The organism is Nostoc sp. FACHB-133 (assembly GCF_014698055.1).
GTDB lineage: Bacteria > Cyanobacteriota > Cyanobacteriia > Cyanobacteriales > Nostocaceae > Nostoc.
The window spans coordinates 138,786-162,073 of sequence record NZ_JACJSH010000003.1; the positions used below are offsets into that span (position 1 = coordinate 138,786).

At 41.5% G+C, this 23,288-nt stretch carries 17 protein-coding genes and 1 CRISPR repeat array; of the genes, 8 read left to right on the top strand and 9 right to left on the bottom strand.

Features of this window, described 5'->3' with window-relative positions; all coding sequences use genetic code 11:
• Positions 1 to 113: 113 nt before the first annotated feature.
• On the bottom strand, positions 114 to 488 hold the full coding sequence (locus tag H6G86_RS03975) for a hypothetical protein (RefSeq protein WP_163939121.1): 375 nt from the start codon (positions 486 to 488) through the stop codon (positions 114 to 116).
• Positions 489 to 1,218: 730 nt separating this feature from the next.
• Here H6G86_RS03975 and H6G86_RS03980 point away from each other — a divergent pair.
• Positions 1,219 to 2,502 carry a type IV pilus twitching motility protein PilT gene (locus H6G86_RS03980; protein WP_190933217.1) on the top strand — a complete coding sequence of 428 codons (1,284 nt, stop codon included), beginning with the start codon at positions 1,219 to 1,221 and terminating at the stop codon, positions 2,500 to 2,502.
• Here the strand turns inward: H6G86_RS03980 and H6G86_RS39430 are convergent.
• Entirely contained in the window at positions 2,499 to 2,633 is a 135-nt protein-coding gene (locus H6G86_RS39430) for a hypothetical protein (RefSeq protein ID WP_277883537.1), read from the bottom strand. The two genes, H6G86_RS03980 and H6G86_RS39430, sit on opposite strands and share 4 nt — an antisense overlap.
• A gap of 223 nt (positions 2,634 to 2,856) precedes the next feature.
• Between H6G86_RS39430 and H6G86_RS03985 the strand changes: the two genes are divergently transcribed.
• Positions 2,857 to 3,624, top strand: coding sequence for a circadian clock KaiB family protein (locus tag H6G86_RS03985; RefSeq protein ID WP_442936480.1), 768 nt, complete (start codon positions 2,857 to 2,859; stop codon positions 3,622 to 3,624).
• A gap of 366 nt (positions 3,625 to 3,990) precedes the next feature.
• Positions 3,991 to 6,597: a CRISPR direct-repeat array (repeat unit 37 nt; unit sequence ATTGCAATCAAATAAAATCCCTATTAGGGATTGAAAC).
• A gap of 569 nt (positions 6,598 to 7,166) precedes the next feature.
• Positions 7,167 to 9,926: a M16 family metallopeptidase gene (locus H6G86_RS03990; RefSeq protein ID WP_242064684.1), complete on the top strand. Its 2,760-nt coding sequence runs from the start codon at positions 7,167 to 7,169 to the stop codon at positions 9,924 to 9,926.
• 583 nt (positions 9,927 to 10,509) lie between these two features.
• Here H6G86_RS03990 and H6G86_RS03995 read toward each other — a convergent pair.
• Together H6G86_RS03995 and H6G86_RS04000 are read right to left on the bottom strand one after the other, a co-directional pair.
• Positions 10,510 to 11,133, bottom strand: a complete 624-nt coding sequence (locus tag H6G86_RS03995; RefSeq protein ID WP_190933220.1) for a DUF4231 domain-containing protein — start codon at positions 11,131 to 11,133, stop codon at positions 10,510 to 10,512.
• A gap of 3 nt (positions 11,134 to 11,136) precedes the next feature.
• On the bottom strand, positions 11,137 to 11,889 hold the full coding sequence (locus H6G86_RS04000) for a TRP family putative cation channel (protein ID WP_190933221.1): 753 nt from the start codon (positions 11,887 to 11,889) through the stop codon (positions 11,137 to 11,139).
• 423 nt (positions 11,890 to 12,312) lie between these two features.
• Here H6G86_RS04000 and glyA point away from each other — a divergent pair, with 423 nt between their 5' ends.
• The 5 genes from glyA to H6G86_RS04025 all read left to right on the top strand — a co-directional run bounded on the left by glyA (position 12,313) and on the right by H6G86_RS04025 (position 16,832).
• Positions 12,313 to 13,596, top strand: coding sequence for a serine hydroxymethyltransferase (gene glyA, locus H6G86_RS04005; protein ID WP_190933222.1), 1,284 nt, complete (start codon positions 12,313 to 12,315; stop codon positions 13,594 to 13,596).
• Between the two features lie 114 nt (positions 13,597 to 13,710).
• A complete protein-coding gene (locus H6G86_RS04010; protein WP_190933223.1) occupies positions 13,711 to 14,961 on the top strand; it encodes a competence/damage-inducible protein A in 1,251 nt (416 codons plus the stop codon).
• 48 nt (positions 14,962 to 15,009) lie between these two features.
• Entirely contained in the window at positions 15,010 to 15,270 is a 261-nt protein-coding gene (locus H6G86_RS04015; protein WP_190933224.1) for a CopG family transcriptional regulator, read from the top strand.
• Positions 15,257 to 15,673 carry a type II toxin-antitoxin system VapC family toxin gene (locus tag H6G86_RS04020; protein ID WP_190933225.1) on the top strand — a complete coding sequence of 139 codons (417 nt, stop codon included), beginning with the start codon at positions 15,257 to 15,259 and terminating at the stop codon, positions 15,671 to 15,673. Before H6G86_RS04015 ends, H6G86_RS04020 begins: the two co-directional genes overlap by 14 nt.
• A 364-nt stretch (positions 15,674 to 16,037) precedes the next feature.
• On the top strand, positions 16,038 to 16,832 hold the full coding sequence (locus tag H6G86_RS04025) for an LmeA family phospholipid-binding protein (protein ID WP_190933226.1): 795 nt from the start codon (positions 16,038 to 16,040) through the stop codon (positions 16,830 to 16,832).
• Positions 16,833 to 17,002: 170 nt separating this feature from the next.
• Here H6G86_RS04025 and H6G86_RS04030 read toward each other — a convergent pair whose 3' ends face one another.
• From H6G86_RS04030 to H6G86_RS04050, 5 genes are all read right to left on the bottom strand, one after another.
• Complete coding sequence (locus H6G86_RS04030) at positions 17,003 to 18,394, bottom strand: UDP-glucose dehydrogenase family protein (RefSeq protein ID WP_190933227.1); 1,392 nt, start codon at positions 18,392 to 18,394, stop codon at positions 17,003 to 17,005.
• A 150-nt stretch (positions 18,395 to 18,544) separates the two neighbouring features.
• The gene (locus H6G86_RS04035; RefSeq protein ID WP_190933228.1) at positions 18,545 to 19,495 is read right to left on the bottom strand and encodes a UDP-glucuronic acid decarboxylase family protein; all 951 of its coding nucleotides are present in this window, start codon (positions 19,493 to 19,495) and stop codon (positions 18,545 to 18,547) included.
• Between the two features lie 424 nt (positions 19,496 to 19,919).
• Positions 19,920 to 22,058, bottom strand: coding sequence for a cation:proton antiporter domain-containing protein (locus H6G86_RS04040; protein WP_190933229.1), 2,139 nt, complete (start codon positions 22,056 to 22,058; stop codon positions 19,920 to 19,922).
• A gap of 141 nt (positions 22,059 to 22,199) precedes the next feature.
• Entirely contained in the window at positions 22,200 to 22,856 is a 657-nt protein-coding gene (locus H6G86_RS04045) for an HAS-barrel domain-containing protein (RefSeq protein WP_190933230.1), read from the bottom strand.
• 186 nt (positions 22,857 to 23,042) lie between these two features.
• A complete protein-coding gene (locus H6G86_RS04050; protein ID WP_012411449.1) occupies positions 23,043 to 23,240 on the bottom strand; it encodes an NAD(P)H dehydrogenase subunit NdhS in 198 nt (65 codons plus the stop codon).
• Positions 23,241 to 23,288 lie beyond the last annotated feature (48 nt).

Genomic DNA, 23,288 nt, shown 5'->3' on the forward strand with positions numbered 1-23,288 from the left:
CGGGTAGATGAACTGTATATCGAATTCAATTGTAATCACATCATTATTAAAGAGCATGAAAAAACCCGGCTTAACCGGGCAGACGCACTGTTTGTCGTATTCACCTGTGATGATTACATTTTAATCTCACAAGTTAAAGGGCAAGCAGCATAAACAGTAGTCTGCATTTGGTCTGCCTCTCCATGTAACCAGCTTAACCATTTAACTTCACTGGGATGAACTCCTTTAATAGTTAGCACACCCGCAGCAAATACAACTGCCATGACATTAAACATGATTAAAGCACCTGCTACAAGCAAAACAGCACTAACAGGCATCACAGATTGCAAGATGATCGATAACAGACATCCAACCGTAGCCATCAAGACAACTAATGGAAAACCCACAACCAACAAGCATACTGCTAATGTAAAAGTCCATATTAAAAAGCTTTTAATCATCAACAAGGAGTAGGTCTTTCCTAGATTAGAGCTTTGAGCAGAAACCATGACTTTTCCTCCCAAAAAATACACAGCAAATTTTAATTTCAGTCATATCTCGCTTTTGGCGAGTTAACTGATTTGTTTCTCAGTGAAATTCAGTATATAAAAACTAATCGGGAAAATGAGCATTTGTTTACTAAAGTTTACAGTTAGTTTTTTGTAATTGTGGATATAAAATCAAGTTTCTATCTATTAGAATAACTTGTTTTCTGCATCTGTCTTCAGGCATATAACCTAAAAGGTATGGGCTTTTAACGTTGATCCCCAGATATTGTTCCTACTAAGCTTAACATTTCTTATAAAAATTGATAGCGCTTCTCATAATTGATAGATAGGCTGAATAAATGAATAGTTAGTATTTATGCTGTTAATTGCTGGCAATCTGTATTCATGCCCAAGATAAATTTCTCATCTAATGGCTGAGAATATTCATATTTTATTCAAAGTATTATAAAGCACTATACAATCTCTGGATTTTTGCTGAGGCGTTCTAAGCTATTAGGTGTGTTAACCATTATATATAGGTTAAATAATTTTTCTAAATTTTCTGAGTAGCGGAATCTTAGGAAAAAAAGATACCAGTTTAGGTGGATGAAATGGATTGACCGTGGTTCTAAATTTTCAATCGCCTCCCATCACCATTAGGGCTTGTACGCAAGCATTTTCCAAAAGTCATCCAAGTAAGTGATTTGACTTCTCACTGATTCAAATTTTTACCTGCCAAATGTGAAGATATATGACAGAATCACAGTCTCCATCAAATTCTAGCCCTGTTACCGAACGTAACTTGCCCCCAATGCCCCCAATGCCACCACCTCCGCCAACCTTTAGTACGCAGAGGCAGATGACACAAACATTGGATATGTCAATGGATAGGAGTACCAACACACCTGTTGCAGGTCATCGTCCGGTTAGTCCACCGCCAATACCTACTTCAGTTCTCCCTAAAACCAGCAGTGCTGGGCCCACTTTAGAGAAGTTAATTAGGGAAGCTTACGATCAAGGATATTCTGACTTGCACTTAGGTGTCGGTGAAGTACCCCGCTTCCGTACCCGAGGAGAAATTCAATCATGGGATTATCCAGAAGTAAGTAAAGAAGCTTTTATGAATTGGTTGCGGGAGGTAATGAGTGAGGCGGAAATTCAGCGCTTTGAAGAACACTTAGAATTTGACGGAGCAACTCAATATGACTTTGCTCGCGTGCGGATTAATGTTTTTGGCACTCTTAGAGGACCTGCGATGGTGTTGCGGTTGATTCCTCTGAAAATCTTAACTATGGAACAGTTGAGATTACCCCCAGTTTTTCGGGATATTTGTCATCACCACAAAGGTTTAATTTTGGTAACTGGACCCACTGGTTCTGGTAAGTCCACCACAATGGCAGCGATGGTTGACTACATCAATAAGGAGATGGCCAAGCATATCATTACCATTGAAGACCCAATCGAATTTATCCATCAAAGCCGCAAATCTTTAGTCAAACAACGGGAAGTGGGAATGCATACCCGGAAATTTGACAACGCTTTGAAAGCAGCTTTGCGGGAAGATCCAGATTTGATTCTGGTGGGGGAAATGCGGGATAAGGAAACAGTTAACACCGCCCTAAAAGCTGCTCAGACTGGTCACTTGGTCATGGGAACCCTACACACCAATAGCGCGGTTAAAACCATTGAACGGATTCTCAACCTCTACTCTGGTGACGAACAGGATGCAATGCGAGTAGCAATTTCTGAGTCTTTAGTAGCGGTAATTGCTCAAGGTTTGTGCCGCACAACTGACGGGAAGCGAGCTGCTTTCCACGATGTGCTGATCAATACTGAGGCTATTAAAGAATGGATCAAAGACGGTAAGTATGATGAAATTGGCGAGTTGATGAAACAAGCTAGCTTTGACGGCATGATTACGATGAATCAGTCATTGCTCAATCTCTATCAAGACGGTCGCATCACTGAAGAAACTGCTTTGGAAATGTCGCCAACTCCTAATGAAATGGCACAGTTTCTCCGAGGTAGAGTTTAAGATTGGGCATTGGGTATGGGGAATTGGGCATTGGGCAAAACAGTTCCGTTAGCGGTAGCGGGGCGTTTAGCCCGTGAAGAGTTAGGAGTTACGAATTCTCTCCCTGCCTCCCCTGCTCCCTTATCCCCCACTCCCAATACTTCTCGCTTTGTGCATTTTTAATTCGGAATCGGATTTTGGGTAAAGGGAAAAGGGTAAGGGTTAAAGGTTTTTTCTTTCCCCTTCCCCCTTCCCCTTTTCCCCTTAACCGAGAAGTATTGCCCCCACTCCCAAATATCTTTGTCATCCTGGTTGCGGTTATAGCTAAGGTAAAAGGTAAAAGAAAGAATTTTTACTTTTAGCTTCCTAGCCTTTGTGAATAACTTGACAACAAACAAACTATCTACACCCCAGTTGTTTAAAGGCATTGCCCTATTTACACCTGGAGGAGATTTAATTTACTGCATCGACCCTAGCAAACAAGGTCGATGGCATTTGCATTTGTGTTCGGCTTTGCAAGAAATTCTAGATTTGCCAGAGCCACCGCACTTTTTAGTGCCTTGTTATACTGCGACTATTGACCACTGGTTAGATCCGCGCACTCAACAAGTGCGAACTTTTGCTGAAGCTTATCCGGCTGTAATTAGACATCAAGCTTTGCTTAATGCCATTTTTGGTACAGGGGAGTTAGTATGGCAAGCAGCTCCTTGGCAAGAAGGGTTGTGCGATCGCATGGTATTAACATCTTATCGTTCTTCATTTGGGCAGCTTTGGGAAGATCACGATTTAATTGTTCGTCTAGACCTTTCTGAACCTGTGCCAAAATACCACCAGCCGGTAATAGTACAAAAAAAGGAAGTCATCACACAAGGCTATGTTCTTCGCTTGTTTGTTGCAGGACATAGCAGTACAACCGAACGCATTCTGCAAAATTTACACGAATTGTTGGAGCGATCGCTCGGACATCCTTATACTCTGAAAGTAATTGATGTTTTAAGTCACCCAGAACAAGCAGAACTCAATCAAGTTTCTGCAACTCCTACCCTTGTCAAAGTTTGGCCGCACCCAATTCGGCGAATCGTTGGAGAGTTGGATCATGTAGAAAAGATTTTACAGATGTTAGCTGCTAAGGAAAAAATTTAAGTTTTATAACGGAATTGAGCGTTAAAAGTAAAATGCAGAGATTTGAGAGGTGGCAATTGTTTTTGCTAGAAATCAAAGAAAGTCTGTAGTAAGCTCATGGCTCGTGAACCGCTTTGCAATCAGACTAGTTTTTTTGTCAAGTGCGCGAATGGGTAGGTGTTGGTGAAGAGGTGACTACAAACATGGCTGAATTGCGTGTATGCAAAGACTTGACGACTGTAGAATCTTGAAGACATCCGCGCACCTTATGTGGACTGACTTTCAGCGATTTTCGTATGACACATTGCCACTCTTCATGTTATGATTTTTTTGTCCGCGCTCTTGAACCTTGAAAACCAAATAACACAAAGCTTTCAAATGCCAGCGATTGCAATCAAATAAAATCCCTATTAGGGATTGAAACTTGGATCATATTTCCCGTGAGACGGAAGCTGGAAATTGCAATCAAATAAAATCCCTATTAGGGATTGAAACGCCACATCAAGCGCTTTGAAGATGTGGCAGGGCAAATTGCAATCAAATAAAATCCCTATTAGGGATTGAAACAGGAAAAACCCTACGACGTTGTTGGTTATGTCGCCATTGCAATCAAATAAAATCCCTATTAGGGATTGAAACGTGGCTGGATAGTTTTAGCTAGCCCAAGCAATAAATTGCAATCAAATAAAATCCCTATTAGGGATTGAAACCAAGCCCTTGCTTACCGTCGTTGTATTTAATCTTATTGCAATCAAATAAAATCCCTATTAGGGATTGAAACTACATTTGAGCGATTATTGAATCCGGCAACATAAATTGCAATCAAATAAAATCCCTATTAGGGATTGAAACCATAAATCTACTATCCCACTAGTAAACGCAATTCCATTGCAATCAAATAAAATCCCTATTAGGGATTGAAACCTCAGGGGTAAACAGGGACTCTAGTTCTTCCTTGAATTGCAATCAAATAAAATCCCTATTAGGGATTGAAACATGCAGTGAGTTAATGATTGCTGCTAGGGTGGCAGCATTGCAATCAAATAAAATCCCTATTAGGGATTGAAACGTGCGTATGCCGCCCGCATACTCAACCAAGCAAATTGCAATCAAATAAAATCCCTATTAGGGATTGAAACTAGCTCCTGGCGCACTTCCGGCGGGTAAGTTGCTCATTGCAATCAAATAAAATCCCTATTAGGGATTGAAACTCGGATAATCGGGTAGTAGCCATAGAAACAGCAACATTGCAATCAAATAAAATCCCTATTAGGGATTGAAACTTATGCCAGACCACCCCCGACACGGTGCTTTCATATTGCAATCAAATAAAATCCCTATTAGGGATTGAAACGAAAAGTTTGGAGACATTAACGGTGAAAGAACAACATTGCAATCAAATAAAATCCCTATTAGGGATTGAAACCTACTATATCTTTTTTTCGTGACTCCTGAAACAATTGCAATCAAATAAAATCCCTATTAGGGATTGAAACATAGTGATTTAATTTGGTGTAAATGTGCCGTAGAGATTGCAATCAAATAAAATCCCTATTAGGGATTGAAACAACGCTAGCCCAATACCTCGCCTATACCATCGGATTGCAATCAAATAAAATCCCTATTAGGGATTGAAACTTGATAAAATCCTTCTGGGCGGAAGTAAAAAAATTGCAATCAAATAAAATCCCTATTAGGGATTGAAACCATTAAAAGGATCGCTAGGCGACTCTTAGGAAGGCATTGCAATCAAATAAAATCCCTATTAGGGATTGAAACTAAATTTAATCCGTATTCGGATGAACAAGTTAAATTGCAATCAAATAAAATCCCTATTAGGGATTGAAACTTCTAGAAAAAAACTTGAGAAGATGACTAAAAAATTGCAATCAAATAAAATCCCTATTAGGGATTGAAACTTTATTGTCTTGGGCAAACACTAATACTACAGAATTGCAATCAAATAAAATCCCTATTAGGGATTGAAACTTGTCAATGCTTTTCTTCTTTCTTCTAACCATATTATTGCAATCAAATAAAATCCCTATTAGGGATTGAAACTGGTTGTATACACTAGGAAATACTACATAGTAATTGCAATCAAATAAAATCCCTATTAGGGATTGAAACAGTACACTCAAGCAAAAGGAACAATGGCAAAGAAATTGCAATCAAATAAAATCCCTATTAGGGATTGAAACAGAGATATCCCACGATTAGTATTTGGATTGAGTAAAATTGCAATCAAATAAAATCCCTATTAGGGATTGAAACGAGAAACAGTAGCGATCGCACTGGTGACGCTATTATTGCAATCAAATAAAATCCCTATTAGGGATTGAAACCCTTTTTTAATAGCAACTGCATCAAGTTCTACTCATTGCAATCAAATAAAATCCCTATTAGGGATTGAAACAGTACTAATGCTTTTGCTTCCCAAGAAATTCAAATTGCAATCAAATAAAATCCCTATTAGGGATTGAAACGGGAAACACTTAAAGATAAAATAGTTCAACTCGAATTGCAATCAAATAAAATCCCTATTAGGGATTGAAACTCCTAGAGCCGAATGGTTTGTGCATAAAAACATGAAATTGCAATCAAATAAAATCCCTATTAGGGATTGAAACTGGTGAAAAGAGTTTAAATCTAATTGCAGACTCAGATTGCAATCAAATAAAATCCCTATTAGGGATTGAAACTTGAGTGTGGGGAGGGCGATCGCTACAAAAGCAAAATTGCAATCAAATAAAATCCCTATTAGGGATTGAAACACAAACTTTGGCTCCCACTTAATCACTTTTCTCTGGAATTGCAATCAAATAAAATCCCTATTAGGGATTGAAACTACCAAAATCCGACGCAACAGGTACTAAGGCAGACGATTGCAATCAAATAAAATCCCTATTAGGGATTGAAACTAGTAGGTACAATCGGCGTTGCCTGAAATGGTTTTTATTGCAATCAAATAAAATTCCTATTAGGCAGGGTTAGCGCGTCTCAAACCCTATTGACAGGCGGATAATATTACGTAATTAGAGTTTGAGACAGCAGAGGCCAACACAGAACACTTGTCAAATGGAACACATTGCAATAGTTGTTAATATAATTAAAATAATTAGTAACAGTACCTAAATTTATATCTAGCTTGAAAAGATAAAATAAGTGTTATAGGATAGCAACAAAACTTTTTATACCATTATTGTGGACTATTGCTTGTAAGTGTATTGCAAATAAGTCAACATGAAAACCGACTATTACGGCATAGGAAAAATAAAGCTACCATTAAAAATGTTAAAAAAGCTGAGAATGTTAAGTCTTCTCACTTCCACGAAGTGGTACTAAGCTTTTGTTTTATCAAAACAGAATTCAGGAGTCAGAATACCCTTTCAGGGAAGCAAGCTACAGAATGAATGCTGTACAACTGGTGGATAACACAGAGTTAGCAAGTCCCTTACTAATTGATTGTGACCGGAGTTGCGGAGTCCCCGGCTTTGCTTCTGAATTCTTCTTCAAAATTAGAAAGTTTGCATTTGGCATTGCTTATGAAGTTACGTTCATATATGTTTATAGGTTTTTTTCTGAGTCTGCTCCTAACTTTTTTGCCTTTTTCGAGCAATTTCATAAATGCTGCAACACCGACAGCAGTCGCACCTGTATCTGCGGCCTCATTCACCCAAGGGGTTAAAAAAACGGTGTTGGACAATGGCTTAACAGTGCTAACCAAGGAAGTCCATACTGCTCCAGTGGTGAGTGTGCAAGTTTGGTATAAAGTTGGTTCCCGTAACGAGGTTAAGGGAGAAAATGGTATTTCTCACCAGCTAGAACATTTGATGTTCAAGGGTACAACTGCCCGTCCAGTACAGTTTGGAAGATTGTTTAGTGCCTTGGGTAGCCAGTTCAATGCTTTTACTAGTTATGACGAAACAGCTTATTTTGGCACAGTGCAACGAGACAGACTCGAAGCATTGTTGACACTGGAAGCCGATCGCATGGAAAATTCCTTAGTTGGGTCTGAACAACTCACAAGTGAAAAGCGAGTGGTGATCTCGGAGTTACAAGGGTACGAAAATTCACCAGGCTATCGTCTGAGTCGGGCAGTAATGCGAGATGCTTTCCCTAACAGAGCTTATGGCTTACCCGTGGGAGGCACAAAAGCTGATGTAGAGAAATTCACGGTGGAGCAGGTACGGAATTATTATCAAACCTACTACAGCCCAGAAAATGCCACGTTAGTAATTACGGGGGATTTTGCAACAGAACCTGTACTCAAAGTTGTTAAAGAAACTTATGGGAAATTGGCAAAACGATCGCAACAGGGCAATGTAAGGAGAAATGTCGCTCCATCTTCTCCAGTTGCCCCTGTTGCTAAAAAAGCACCTATCGTCCTGAAGCAACCGGGAAGCACGGCACTACTACAAGCAGTGTATCCTTTACCAGACATCAAGCATCCTGATGTGCCGGCAATTGATGTGATGGATGCCATTCTCACAGGTGGACGTAGCTCTAGACTTTACCAGGCTTTGGTAGAATCTGGACTTGCCAGTTCAGTAAGTGGCGGTGCTGCCGAACTCATCGAACCAGGTTGGTATGAAATTAATGCTACGGCGGCTCCAGGTCAAGAGTTAAGTAAAATTGCCCAGGTGCTTCAGGAATCTTTAGGAAAATTGCAACAGCAGCCTGTCACCACAGAAGAATTGAACCGGGCGAAGACACAACTGCAAGCTTCGTATATCTTGGGTAATCAAGATATTACTAGTCAGGCTAGCCAACTCGGATATAACCAAACGATCGCGGGCGATTATCATTTTATAGAACAGTATCTCGCTGCGATCGCTAAAGTCACCCCAGCCCAAGTACAAAAAGTAGCGAAAACTTACTTAAATCCGGCTAAACAAACCATCGGTTTCTTTGAGCCGACTCAACCGGATGGGAAACCAGGGACTTCTAGCGCTGGTTCTGGTCGCACAGTAGAAAATTTCAGCCCCGGTAAACCTGTAGATCCGGCAGAACTAGCTAAATATCTCCCATCTGCCACATCAGCTACAGATTCGGCCAAACAATCGCTACCAGAAGAGTTTACCTTAAATAATGGTTTGCGGGTTTTGTTGTTACGTGATCGCAGCCTCCCCACCATTAACCTAAGTGGACAAATTGACGCTGGTACTGAATTTGACGGTAATCAAAAAGCTGGATTAGCGAATCTGACTGCGGCCAACTTAATGAATGGGACGCAGACTAAAAATGCTCTTACCCTAGCAAAAACCTTAGAAGACCTGGGAGCCGATTTGAGCTTCAGTGCTAGCCGTGAGGGAGTGAACGTTAGCGGTGAAGCACTTTCAAAGAACCTGCCGATATTGATTCAAACTCTGGCAGATGTGTTAGAAAACGCAACTTTCCCCGCTGATCAGCTAGAATTGAGCCGTCAACGGGCACTGACAAGCCTTAAAGTCCAGCTAGATGATCCTAGAGGGCTAGGACGACAAGTATTTCAGCAGGCAATTTATCCTGAAAATCATCCATTTCATAGCTTTCCCACATTCGAGAGCTTAAAAAGCATTAGTCGTGATGATTTACTTGGCTTTTATCAGACACACTACCGACCAGATAACACAACGATCGCAATAGTTGGAGACTTTGATCCAGTTAAGTTAAAAACTTTGCTGAATCAGGCATTTGGCACATGGCAAGCCACAGGTAAGCCACCTTTGCTGAAAATATCATCCGTGCCATTACCGCAAACTTCGACACGTTTTAGCAAAATAATTCCTGGTAAAGCTGAGGCTGTTACCTACATCGGCTACAACGGCATCTCTCGCAAAGACCCGCGTTATTATGCGGCATTGATACTGAATCAAATTTTGGGTGGTGATACCTTATCGAGCCGTTTAGGTACGGAAGTGCGCGATCGCCTCGGTCTAACCTACGGTATCTATAGTGGTTTTGCCGCCGGCATCAATCCCGGCCCATTCTTGATTCAGATGCAGACTGCTCCTGGAGATACCCAAAAAGCGATCGCCAGTACTCTCGCTTTACTTAAACAATTGCGCGAACAAGGAGTAACTGAGGCTGAATTCAATACGGCAAAACGCTCACTTACTAATAGCTACCCCGTGGATTTAGCTAATCCCAGTAATGTATCAAGCATCATTTTGGATAATGCTGTCTTGGGACTTTCACGATCAGAAATCCGAGACTTTCCCCGACGGATTCAAGCAGTTACTATGGCTCAGATGCAACAGGCAATTGAGGATTTAATTAAGCCGGAAAATCTGGTAATTGTCACCGCCGGGCCTGGAGAGATTGTACCTAAAGGCGGTTAATTAACTCACTGAATTTGGAATTTTGGATAATGGAATTGAAAGATTCAAAATTCCAAATTTAACCTGACAGTGCTAAGAGACACATAGTTGAATATTTTGAGAGAGTATTTCTCTATCTAACGGAGGAATTGAGAAAGATAGTATCAGGACAAAATAAACAGATATTCCGATCACCTGACGAACTTTAACTCCTATTTCCCCATTTCTATCTAGAAATGGGGAATTTTTTTTCAAAAGCTACCAACATGGAATTCCAATGAAATATTTATCTGTCTTTAGGAGGAATAAGATCAAGTCTAAAAATAATAAAAACTTAAGTAGCCCGATTACCCTACCGAACTTTGTTCTAGCTCTCCTCATGTTTTTATCTAACGGGGGAGAGTTTATTTAAAAAATCGATGGCTGCAGCAACGCAGATGAGAGTTATTTCAAATCAATTAGCTTAGTTTAATCCTTGATTATCCCTAACCTTCGTGAAAATAATTTTTAATGACGCTTCCAAATTGCTAATGTAATTCGTAAAAAAGTATGTAAATAGAGCAAATTCAACTTCTAACTCTCACAATATCTTGTTTTTCCGATTTTATTTTTCTTCTTTCTTTTCTTCTAAATTGGTTATCTTCGCATTTGGCATCAGGATATAGTTTTCCTGGCTCTTTTGTTCTTCTTTTTTTTCTTGTATAACTTGAGTCGAATATATTTCAACATCTCGTTGAATAACATCTTCTACATTACCCGCAAAAAGATTAAACGCCTGTTGGTGGTTTGTATAATCACGATAAGGGCCTGTCAACTGGGAGAATTGCCACCCTTGGGTTTTCAAAGATTCGACTGTACGACGATAATGTCGCCAACGTTCACCGTAATGAAAAAACTCTTCAATGGCAGCACTAATAGCAACAATTTGACTCAAACCAAAAGTTGACCAGATAATGATATTTCTGGCCCTATTGTTAACTTGTAAATTAGAAGTAGTGTTAATGTTTAAACTTACCAGTGCTGGGAGAATTACACCGCCAATAATAGTTGTTATACGCAAAAAATAATGGCGATCGCGTGATAAATTAGCTTTACCTTCCATCCAAAGTACTTGCTCTAACCAGCGCGATCGCAAAAAATGCTTTTGCCCATCGCCTAAATTCATACCTTCAAATAACTTGTTAAAATCTTCCTTTAAAAATTCCTGATAACTATCTTTTTTTGCCATTATTCACTCCTGCTTAGAAAGCAAATCTTTAATTATTTGTCCTAAATTTTTAACCCCATTCTCTATGTCAATCAAATTGACGTATTGTAATATACCAGATTTTGCTAACTTTTTAGCTCGCTCATCAGTACCCTCTCCACGCAAGGCATCGGCAAGGATATCTGCGGTTCTACCACTACCAGCAATCACAACAACTAACCTTCCAGTATTAACGCTATAAAACGCATCATCAAAGGTGATCTCACCACCGTTTAAAAGTACAGTTACTGAAGGTGCATTATTGGCCAGCATAGTTGCAACGTCAGATATCCAAGGTGATTCGTCGCCCCAATTATCGCCAGGAACCAGTACAAAATGAGTATGGCTTGGCTCTAACGGTGTCAAATCAGCACCAGGTTCTTGTTGATTAGGTAAAGCCACTTTGTTTTCAGGTGTTACACCAATCAAAGCAAACTTAGCACCTATCTGGGTACGAGCCTCACCCATCAATTGCATAACTCCCGCATCCGTACCTCCATCGACAACATAAGCACCCAAACTTTCGGCTATAGGGGCTAAAACTTCCGTAAACAACCGTTTAATCCGGAGAAAATCGGCTTCGCTGATTTTACTTGCACCCCCTACCACTACTAAAATAGAATGCGAACCGCCAAGCCCTATTCGCTCAAGAGCATCTGGTAATTCGGCTTGTTGATCAACTCTAATAGCTAATGCTGTTTGTCCATTGCCAAAGGTAAGTTTCACAGGATTTTTCATTTTTTCACAATTCTGACTGCTTAAGTTTCCCAGGGTAGAGGTTCTTAGCCATGTTCCGCAAGGGTTGTATTACCGACAGTTAATTGCCCAAGCGTTCAGCTTTTTGTCCAACCGAGGAGCGATGTCTCAGACTGGCTATGACGCTTCTGCGTCGCTCTAAGCGTTGGCGCAGCCTCTCGTAGAGAAGCCATGCCGCAGGCTTTACGCTACGCTATCGGTGTCGTCAGAAGTGTTATTTGGTGCAGCTTCAAAAAGCAACGTTATGATAATTAATGCATTAATCAAGCTTACGCCTAATAATAAATAAGTTGGCACAAACAAACTTCTAGAATACGGAGACGATTAATCGCCTCTATAAAAGCTGTTAGGTGCTGTGCCAAACCAAAATCAGCCGTTGTACAAATTTCCATAAGGATAATTGAAGTGACTAGGACTAATTCAGACTTTCTTTCCTCCACCGATCCAGCGATCGCGGAGTTAATCAACGACGAACTACAACGCCAGCGAGATCACTTGGAGTTGATTGCTAGCGAAAACTTTACCTCTGCTGCTGTACTGGCGGCTCAAGGTTCAGTACTGACAAATAAATATGCCGAGGGATTACCTGGTAAACGCTACTATGGCGGTTGTGAGTATGTTGACAAAATCGAGCAACTAGCAATCAATCGTGCTAAACAGATATTTGGCGCTGCTCATGCAAATGTCCAACCCCATTCTGGCGCACAAGCCAATTTTGCTGTTTTCCTGTCGCTGCTGCAACCAGGGGACAAAATTATGGGGATGGATTTGTCTCACGGGGGACATCTTACCCACGGTTCACCTGTAAATGTCTCAGGTAAGTGGTTCCAAGTTAGCCACTACGGTGTCAGTCAACAAACAGAACAACTTGACTATGACCAAATTCGGGAGCTGGCGCTGAGGGAGCGTCCTAAGCTCTTGATTTGTGGTTATTCGGCTTATCCCCGGATAATTGATTTTGAAAAATTCCGTAGTATTGCTGATGAAGTCGGTGCTTACTTACTTGCCGATATTGCTCATATCGCTGGTTTAGTTGCTAGTGGTCTTCACCCCGATCCCATTCCTCATTGTCATGTAGTGACAACAACTACACATAAGACTCTCCGCGGCCCTAGAGGTGGTTTAATCTTGACCAGCGATGCAGAACTAGGTAAAAAACTAGATAAATCTGTTTTTCCTGGTACTCAGGGCGGGCCATTGGAACACGTCATTGCTGGTAAGGCAGTGGCTTTTGGAGAAGCCCTAAAGCCTGAGTTTAAAACTTATTCTGCTCAAGTAATTGAAAATGCTCGTGCTTTGGCAGAACAACTACAAAATCGGGGTTTAAAATTAGTGTCAAATGGCACTGACAACCATTTACTTCTCGTGGATTTACGTTCTGTTAATCTAACTGGTAAACAGGCAGATCAGCTAGTCAGCACTGTAAATATTACTGCTAACAAGAATACTATTCCCTTCGATCCACAATCGCCATTTGTTACCAGTGGTCTGAGGTTAGGTTCGCCAGCAATGACCACGCGGGGCTTAGGAGTAGCAGAATTTACCGAGATTGCAAATATTATTAGCGATCGCCTGCTTTCTCCAGATTCCGACGTAGTAACCCAAGATTGTCGGCAACGGGTAGCAGCATTGTGCGATCGCTTCCCCTTATATCCTCACCTGGAAATTCCTGTACCAGCACTAGCATAATTGGGCATGGGGCATAGGGCATAGGGCATTGGTAAATAGTTCTTCTTCCCCAATTCCCCATTTCCAATTCCCCATTCCCAATTCCCCATTCCCCATTCCCAATTTTCAATTCCAATGAGTGCAGAAATTATTTGTGTTGGTACTGAACTGTTGTTGGGAGATATCCTCAACGGCAATGCTCAATATTTGGCGCAACAATTAGCGCAGCTAGGTATTCCCCATTACTATCAAACAGTAGTTGGGGATAATCCAGAACGGTTGAAGCAAGTTATAGAAATTGCTATTTCCAGAGCGCAAATTCTCATTTTCACTGGTGGACTCGGCCCCACACCAGATGATCTCACCTGCGAAACCATCGCCGATTTTTTTAAAACCCCTTTGGTAGAAAACCCAGAAATTATCGAAGACATAACCCAGAAATTTGCCCAACGAGGTCGGGTTATGTCACCAAGTAACCGCAAACAGGCTTTGATTCCCCAAGGTGCAGAAATTCTCCCCAACCCCACAGGAACAGCACCCGGTATCATTTGGCAACCCCGTCCTGAAATCACAATTTTTACCTTTCCCGGTGTTCCCAGTGAAATGTACCCAATGTGGGAAGAAACAGCTGTTCCATTTCTCAAAAGTCAAGGTTGGGGTAAAGAAATTATTTACAGCCGGAGTTTAAAGTTTTGGGGTATTGGTGAATCTGCTTTGGCGGAAAAAGTTTCTTCCTATTTGAAGTTGCCAAATCCCACAGTAGCGCCTTACGCAGGTAAAGGGGAAGTAAGATTGCGAGTTTCTGCTAAAGCAACTTCTGAAGCCGCCGCAGAAGAACTAATTGCGCCCATTGAGAAACAACTTAAAGAAATTGCCGGACTAGATTTTTACGGCGTTAATAATGATACTCTTGCTTCCGTTGTCGGTGAATTATTGCGGGCATCAAAAGAAACGCTTTCAGTGGCAGAATCTTGCACTGGTGGCGGTTTAGGGCAAATGTTGACCGAAATTTCTGGAAGTTCTGATTACTTTTGGGGTGGAGTAATTTCTTATGACAATTCGGTGAAGGTTAAGCTGCTGGGGGTTAACCAGGAAGATTTAGATAAATTTGGGGCGGTAAGTGCAACTGTTGCAGAGCAAATGGCAATTGGAATCAAAACTCGCCTTGCAACAACTTGGGGATTGAGTATTACTGGTATTGCTGGCCCAACTGGAGGGACAGATACAAAGCCAGTGGGTTTAGTTTACGTTGGTTTAGCTGGGCCAAAGGATGAAGTGACAAGTTTTGAATATCAGTTTGGTACAGTGAGAGGCCGCGCTCTAATTCGTCATGTCAGTGCGAATGCAGCACTGGATAATCTGCGACGCAAGTTGTTGACGAGGTAGAAGGTATGTTATCTTTGTCATACATTTGTATGACAAACGAACCTAACCATGCGAATTAATGCGCGATTAGATGACGAGTATGCTGACAAACTAGCCTTTATTCAACAGCAGACTAATCAGGCAGTAACAGATGTAATTAAATCTGCCCTCGAATTGTACTACCAGCAGCTTCAGCAGGAGCAAAAGAATCCTTTCTCAATGCTCACCCAAACAGGCTTTATTGGTTGCGGTGAGACACATCCGGATCTATCTGTAAATTACAAATCAATTTTGAGAGATGGCTTGAAAGCTAAGTATGATTATTGTTGATACTGGCTTTTGGTTAGCATTGGCGAATCGCAATGACTTGTACCACACTCAAGCAATAACAGTACTTGCCAATGTCAACGAACCTCTGATTACTACTTGGGCTGTCGTTACAGAGACTTGTTATTTACTGCTAACAAAGATGGGAAACCACGCCCAAGTAAGTTTCATTAATAACTTATTTTTAGGGGCTTTTACGGTTTTTGATTTGCAACCCCATCATGGTAAACGCATTTGTGAACTGATGGAAAAATATGCGAACTTACCAATGGATCTGGCCGATGCTTCGTTAGTAGTTTTGGGAGAACATCTGGGACATGGAAGAATTTTGTCTATAGATTTCAGAGATTTTAATGCTTACCGTTGGAAAAATCAGTATCCGTTTGAAAATCTGATGGTATGTTAAAAACTTAATTATCAATTATGCAGCTATGGGCAAAATTCCCCTTCTTCAACCAAATCAATCATACTTTTTGATTTTGATTGAAAAATATACACTTACTCCAGAGTGTTAATCGCATTTGCATTTGTATTACCCTGCTTGGCAAGTTCTAGAATATTTAGCTGTATTATATTTAGTACTGGTGAGAATCTTAGCAATAACTTAGTTTGATTATTCCAACTCATTCAAAGTAATATTTGACACAGTGAACTTCTAATCATCAGTTATCCAACTCCTACCCATCAGCACAATTAATCACGGGATCGCTTGCTGTATTCTTCACGATTTGTTACAAAAGTACAAAGAACTTCTAGAGACCCAAAACCACATGTTCGGCGGACTTACTGGTTTACAAGATCCTAAAGGCACAGATTGGGGTGAGCGGATGCTCAACACGGTCGCCAGCCAAACGATTCGCCACCTGTTTACCCAAAGCGAGTCAGTAGAAGTCTTTGTGCGCTGCTACCCCTCCAGCAAGCTCTTGCAAGGCAGCATTGATAGCTTCAAAATGAGCGGTCGTGGCTTGGTGATTCGGAGAGATTTCGCAGTAGAAGAGATGTCTTTTGAAACTGATGCGGTGGCTATTGACTTCGGCTCGGTTTTAAAGGGCAAACTCAGTCTTAAGCAACCCACTCAAGCGATCGCTCAAGTAATTTTATCAGAAGCAGGGATAAACCAAGCCTTTAATGCGGAACTGGTGAAAAAGCGCTTGCTTAACCTCAGCGTGCCATCACTGACAGAATTATCTGGCGGAGAACCAGTCTCCTTTACGGATGTTCAGATACAGCTATTGCCAGAAAATCGCTTACAGCTTGTAGCAAAAGCAGATTTAAACAATGGCGAACTCGTACCCCTGAGCATGATTTTAACTGTAGGTATTGAAAGGCGGCGGCGAGTTTCTTTCAAAGATCCGAAAATTCAACTTGACCAAGTGCCAGAAGCACAACGAGAAATTTCGCAAACCTTGAGCGTAGCGCTGGTAGAAATTTTAGATAATATGGTTGATTTGGATCGTTTTGACCTTGATGGAGTGAAAATGCGGCTCAACAGGCTAGAAACTGAAGGTCAAAAACTTATTTTCAGTGGATATGCTGAAATTGAACGTATTCCGCATAGCGCTTAATTATGATGTTTTCACGTAAAAGTACAAAGTAAAGTGAAGCTTTAAACAAATTAAATACCGCCTAGAGAATTCTAGGCGGTAGTTTAAATATTTAGGTTTTGAAGCGAGTTAGGAGTTATTAATTATAGGTTGTAATTAATTTTTATTGATAATTCCTAACTCTGAACTTTCTATCTTCCCACGCCTACATATTGGAATCCAGCGCGGATCAGTGTTTCAGGGTCGAGGAAGTTACGACCATCGATGATAACGGGGTGGGCCATCAATTTTGCCATCTTCACATAGTCGAGAGTGCTGAACTGCTGCCATTCGGTGACGAGTACTAAGGCATCGCAGCCGTCAGCTAATCTTTCGGCATCGGTTTCTACTAACACGCCAGAAAGCCCATGACGCATACCTGTTTGGGAAATAATAGGATCGTAAGCTTTAACTTTGGCTCCTAGTCTGTTTAGCTGCTCAATTAAAATGAGGGCTGGAGCATCGCGCAAGTCGTCGGTATCTGGTTTGAAGGTCAGTCCGAGTAGTCCGACTGTTTTACCTTTGAGAATTTTTAGAACTTGTTGGAGTTTCTCCAGAGCAATCAAACGTTGGCGTTCGTTAACACTAACGGCAGATTTTAGTAACTGGGCTTCATAACCATAGTCATCAGCAGTATGAATTAGAGCCGAGACATCTTTGGGAAAGCAGGAACCACCCCAACCGATACCAGCTTGTAAAAACTTGTTACCAATGCGGGAGTCTAAACCAATACCTTTGGCTACTTGGGTGACATCAGCACCGACGCGATCGCAAATATTAGCAACTTCGTTAATAAAACTAATCTTAGTGGCTAAAAAGGCATTAGCGGCGTATTTAATCATCTCCGCCGAACTCAGGTCTGTTGCCAGAATTGGCACTGGGGGTAAAGATTGATCCTCAGCGTACTTGCGTTCCACAATCGGGGCATACAGTTGTTGCATTAAGGCTACTGCTCTTTGGCTATTGCCTCCTAGTACAATGCGATCGGGGTTAAAGGTGTCGTGAACAGCCGAACCTTCGCGCAAAAACTCTGGATTGCTGACTACATCAAACTCGGCTACAAATTCAGGTAATTTCTCATCACTCGGCACTCCACCTGCGGGTATCAGTGTTTTCTGCCGCTCTGCAACACCATCTAGAACAAGCATCCGCACCCAGTCACCTGAGCCAATGGGGACTGTAGACTTATTCACTATCACCTTATAACCACCGTTGAGATTTTCGCCAATCCCACGGGCTACAGCTTCAACGTAACGAGTATCACTTTCACCAGTGGGCAAAGGTGGTGTTCCCACAGCAATAAACAGAATTTCACCGTGGGAAACTCCAGCAGCAAGATCGCTTGTAAAATGAATCTTCTGTGTTTGAATGGCAGACTGCATAATTTCTGAGAGTCCCGGCTCAAAAATTGGGGACTGTCCAGACTTCATTAACTTAACTTTTTCTTCGTTGTTGTCTACGCAAATTACATCATGCCCAATATGAGCCAAGCAAGCACCTGTAACTAAACCAACATAGCCAGTACCAATCACGCAAACACGCATTCTTTAACTCCCTAATTTTTTTTGGTGTAGTCTTCAAAAAGAAGTTATCAATATGACACTTAACACACAGTTAGAAAACTCAGTAACTAAGCATACCAGCTACCCTTTGGGTGAGCCTGCATAAAAATTCAGAGCAACGCTAGGCGCTACTTAGTTGGTTGAATTATTGACATCGCCTTGAATGCGATCGCGAAAATCTTCTATTGTCAGTTTTAACCCCTCTTGCAGAGGAATGGTAGGTTCCCAATTTAACAAAGTCTTTGCCTTAGTAATATCAGGCTGGCGACGACGGGGATCGTCCGAAGGTAGTGGCTCAAACTTAATCTGTGCGTCTGGGTTGATCATGTTCTGCACAGCTTGCGCCAATTGTAAAATTGTGTATTCACCAGGATTACCCAAATTTACTGGGCCAACATAGTCGCCATTCATCAGACGGATGAATCCTTCTACCAAATCAGAAACGTAGCAAAAACTCCGAGTTTGCGAACCATCGCCATAAACAGTTAAAGGATTGCCTCGCAAGGCTTGAACTATAAAATTGCTTACTACCCGACCATCGTTTTCTAACATTCTTGGGCCGTAGGTGTTAAATATCCGCACAACTCGAATATCAACTTTATTTTGTCTGTAGTAATCAAATGCTAAAGTCTCAGCAATTCTTTTACCTTCGTCGTAGCATGAACGTATACCAATGGGATTGACGCTACCCCTATACTCTTCAGTTTGGGGATGAACTTCTGGATCACCGTATACTTCACTAGTTGAAGCCAAGAAAAATCTAGCTTTCACACGTTTAGCCAGCCCCAACATATTCAGGGTTCCCATGACGTTAGTCTTAACGGTTTTAACTGGGTTGTACTGGTAATGTACTGGTGAAGCAGGGCAAGCTAAATGGTAAATTTGATCCACTTCTAACCGAATTGGTTCGGTAATATCGTGGCGGATCATTTCAAAATACGGATGACCTAACCATTTAAGAATGTTACGTTTATGGCCAGTGTAAAAGTTATCCAAGCATATTAATTCATGCCCATCGGTCATTAATCGGTCGATGAGATGGGAACCAATGAACCCAGCACCGCCCGTCACCAAAATTCTCATAGTTTCCCAGTTACTTACAAATATTTTCAGTACCTATTGCACTTACTTTTAGATTACCCAGCTTGGGGACAAAAATACAGAACTCAAAAAAGAACAAGGCTTAATCAAAAAGTGTTATTGAACTTACTTATTTTGCTATGGTTATAGTCTTGTGATGTTTTTACCTGCTTTTTTAACAATTTAACTAGAAAAATAACAAACTTAGTCTCAATATTGTTAGTCTTCTACTTAAAGTTCATCAAATCTTCAATAATATAAATTGTTTTTACGGCTATTGCTGTTCTCAATTGGATGCAAAGCAGCAAAGAATTGACCGTAGGAATATCTATATATTCTTACAGTCAATTCTTTTGTTGCAAAGCTTTTTTTCAATACAGATCGCAGCCCCAGTTCACTCAGATAGACTAAAATCATCTGCTTGATATTATACAGCAGATGTGATACTATTAACCGTGTTAGACATAACTGCGTTTGTGGTTTGGGTGCGCTGCGGTTCTCCAAGCATGACAATGGAGCAGGTTAGTTGTCTGGCTAACTGGGTTGTAACATCGCTAATGGCTAACCCTCCAGGACTGGTACGATTGCGTATAAAAGGTAAAACGACTAAATCATATAATCGTGCTGCCTGCAAAATTGCTTGGGCAACATTTTCATGAGCGATAATTTGAATTTCTGGAGCATTAGCCAAAGCTAAATTAGATACCATTAGGGAGAGATGCGATCGCCTCCAAGCAATTTTACTGGAACTCGTGCGGCGATCGCACACATTTAACACAGTAATGTGGCTCTGATTAGCCTCTGCCAGCATCTGGGCAAATTGTACAGGCTGTAATATGGGTGCTGTTAAGTTTTCTACTGGTACTAAGATGCGCTGAATTTTTTTCGGTGATTCTACTAGACGTGTTACTGCTACTGGACAATGGGATGCCCAAAGCACACCATCAATCACATTCCCAAATAAACGCGCTCGTAACCCAGTCCGTTTACCCCAACCCATCACAATTAAATTAGCCTTTTGTTCGCGGGCGGCTCGGCTAATTCCTTGAGCAAAGGCATCATCAATTCGTAGCATTGGTTCTGCGGTAACACCTAATAATCGACTGTGTGCCGTGGCTTTGGTCAATAACTGCTCACTGCGTTGTAAAGAAGCTTCTAACTGTGGTGCATCCATCTGAGCCGCAGCAGTTGCGATCGCCAGTGGTATAATTTTTCCCTGAGACTGACGCGCTAATAAGGCTGCCATTTCAATTAAATGCTGTTCCGTATGAGGATTATAGACAGGTACGACTATCGTAAAAGCGCTATCTCTCTCTAGTGCATTCTGGTCAGGTAGAGGTGGTGCAGGAGCTTCCACTTGTAAGGAATTCAACCCAACAGCTATACGACTGGTCATCAACGGCCCCAAGGTGGAGGTGACAACCATTAAGACAATGACACTGTGTAATACTTCTAATGGCAGCAATCCGGCCTGATATCCTACGAGGGTAGCTGCTAAGGTTGTACCTACCTGGGGAAGTGATAGCGACCAGATGGTTAACGTTTCTTGCCACTTGTAGCGGTAAAGCAGTTTTGTGAATAAAGCTGCGATCAATTTACTGGCAATCAAACCGATTATCATCAACAGCGTTAACTTGAGCGTATCCAGGTTGTTCACAAAGGCAGGTAGATTGATCAGTAAGCCAAGGTCAACAAAGAAAATGGGAATAAACAGCACACTGCCAATAAATACTACCTTTTCTTTAACTGGGCCTTCACCCACAGCTTCATTCACCGCCAAACCTGCTAGAAAAGCACCAACAATTTTTTCTATCCCAATTAATTGAGCGCCTACAGCCGCCAGAAACACAGAAAGCAATACAAATAAAAACTTGTTTCCTTCATCATCTCCAGACCGCTTGAAAAATTCCTTGCCGGCCCAATCAAAGCCTGTCACAACGGCAACAGAGTAAATAATTAACCAACCCGACAAGGTGAGTAGTTTAGCAAAGCTGAATGCTCCAGCATGAGCGATGCCTACACAAACGCCTAAGATCAGCACTGCCCCAATATCTGTAAAAATCTTAGCTCCAATGGTGACAGTAACAGCTTCATTGTTTACCACCCCCAAACGGCTGATTATGGGATATGCCAAAAGAGTATAGGAAGTGAATAAAGAGCCAATTAAAATTGAAGTATTCCAGCTATAGCCTAAAATGAGCCCTACTAAGGTTCCCATGATCAGGGGGACAATGAAAGTTAAGCTAGCAAACCCAAAGGCACGACTTTTTTGCCGACGGAACTTTTCGAGATCAACTTCTAACCCTGCGACAAAAAGTAAATAAATTAACCCAATGTCTGATAGCAGGTTAATCATTGGTGAGTCAGACTGAAATAAATTCCAGCCTGAAGGCCCAAGTACTAGCCCTGAGAAAACCAAACCCACTAATCCTGGTAATCTTAGCCGCTCAAACATGATGGGGATAACTAAGATAACCACCAGCAAAATAGCAAAGGGAACAATTGGTTCCTTGCCAAGAACTTGGGAAGTTGGTTCCAGAACAAGAACTTGTGATATGAGTTCCATAGGTAGGAATTGAAGGGGCTATGGTAAAATTGCGATTACCTTGGGGCGATCGCCTGATGGATATAAAATGGGCAAGCTACCTGACGAAAAATTAAAAATATTAACTTACACTAACTAGGCAATTGTCTAAGAACTAACTACCTACGGATGGATTTGACTTAAAATAAACCGCAAGCGATCGTAGTCGTCTTTAAGTAGTACGCTTAGGTTACGTCCAGCTTTAATTAGCCATTCTCGGTCAGCTTTGCGTAACTGGTATACATCTCGAATAGCAGCTGCGGTTAAAGACTCGACTGGCGCACTGTTAATACAAAGCAATGTCCGCAAAAAATCTAGTTCTTCAGTAAATTTAACGATCGCTTCTGGTTCACACCGATAAACAGCTTGATGAATTTGCGGGGGACGGGGTGGTAGATACTGATATATTTTTTGGTTATAACCTTGATTCTGGGAAGATTGTTCAAATCCCACGATCGCAGCTCTAAATTCTGTTCTCAACATGGCAAATATCTGGGGTTGTTCCTCGCGTAAGTCTTGCAGTGACAACCCTAAAGCCCTAGCTCGGTGTACTGAATCTATAGGCATGGTAGTGGCATAATATACTACCCCATAAACTTGATTCCCAGATTCTTCATCCACAGAGCAAACCCAACTACCAAAGGGTGGCATGGAGGGAAAGCTCAAATCTTCTGGTTCCAAACACTGAGCTAAAAATTCGGTACTAGTAGTTTCAATCACCTCCGCAATGTGGTTGGGATGGCGATCGCCAGTAGCAAATTGTGGTAGGGGGAGGCGCATAGTAATTTAGTCATTAGTCATTGGTGAGCCAGCGCTGTCTTCTTTCAAAGGGAGAGGCTATAGTCCAAGGGGGTTTCCCCATGAGTGACTGGCGTTCGCCCTAGACGTGCCGGAGGGATCACCCGTAAGGGTCATTAGTCATTAGTTTTTGCCAAAAGACAAAGGATAAATGACTAATGACTAATCTTATTTGGCTTTTTTCCGTCCGGCTATGGTCTCTACAAGTTCCAATTCGCTCAGGCGAAAGGTAACTAATTTATCCCAGTTACCACCTTCAAATAATACGGCTACTTTGCCATCGGTCAGTCGTTGCACGAGTCCTTCGTAGCGATAATAGGTATCTGCGGGATTCTTGACGCGAACAGTTGCTCCAGGCAGAATCATGTTTTTAGCCTCGCTTGTTTCCTTTTAATAGCTTAATACTTGTTATTA

Coding starts and splice junctions, on each gene's coding strand:
- H6G86_RS03975 (WP_163939121.1), bottom strand. CDS start 488: ATGGTTTCTGCTCAAAGCTCTAATCTAGGAAAGACCTACTCCTTGTTG.
- H6G86_RS03980 (WP_190933217.1), top strand. CDS start 1,219: ATGACAGAATCACAGTCTCCATCAAATTCTAGCCCTGTTACCGAACGT.
- H6G86_RS03990 (WP_242064684.1), top strand. CDS start 7,167: ATGTTTATAGGTTTTTTTCTGAGTCTGCTCCTAACTTTTTTGCCTTTT.
- H6G86_RS03995 (WP_190933220.1), bottom strand. CDS start 11,133: ATGGCAAAAAAAGATAGTTATCAGGAATTTTTAAAGGAAGATTTTAAC.
- H6G86_RS04000 (WP_190933221.1), bottom strand. CDS start 11,889: ATGAAAAATCCTGTGAAACTTACCTTTGGCAATGGACAAACAGCATTA.
- H6G86_RS04010 (WP_190933223.1), top strand. CDS start 13,711: ATGAGTGCAGAAATTATTTGTGTTGGTACTGAACTGTTGTTGGGAGAT.
- H6G86_RS04015 (WP_190933224.1), top strand. CDS start 15,010: ATGCGAATTAATGCGCGATTAGATGACGAGTATGCTGACAAACTAGCC.
- H6G86_RS04020 (WP_190933225.1), top strand. CDS start 15,257: ATGATTATTGTTGATACTGGCTTTTGGTTAGCATTGGCGAATCGCAAT.
- H6G86_RS04025 (WP_190933226.1), top strand. CDS start 16,038: ATGTTCGGCGGACTTACTGGTTTACAAGATCCTAAAGGCACAGATTGG.
- H6G86_RS04030 (WP_190933227.1), bottom strand. CDS start 18,394: ATGCGTGTTTGCGTGATTGGTACTGGCTATGTTGGTTTAGTTACAGGT.
- H6G86_RS04035 (WP_190933228.1), bottom strand. CDS start 19,495: ATGAGAATTTTGGTGACGGGCGGTGCTGGGTTCATTGGTTCCCATCTC.
- H6G86_RS04040 (WP_190933229.1), bottom strand. CDS start 22,058: ATGGAACTCATATCACAAGTTCTTGTTCTGGAACCAACTTCCCAAGTT.
- H6G86_RS04045 (WP_190933230.1), bottom strand. CDS start 22,856: ATGCGCCTCCCCCTACCACAATTTGCTACTGGCGATCGCCATCCCAAC.
- H6G86_RS04050 (WP_012411449.1), bottom strand. CDS start 23,240: ATGATTCTGCCTGGAGCAACTGTTCGCGTCAAGAATCCCGCAGATACC.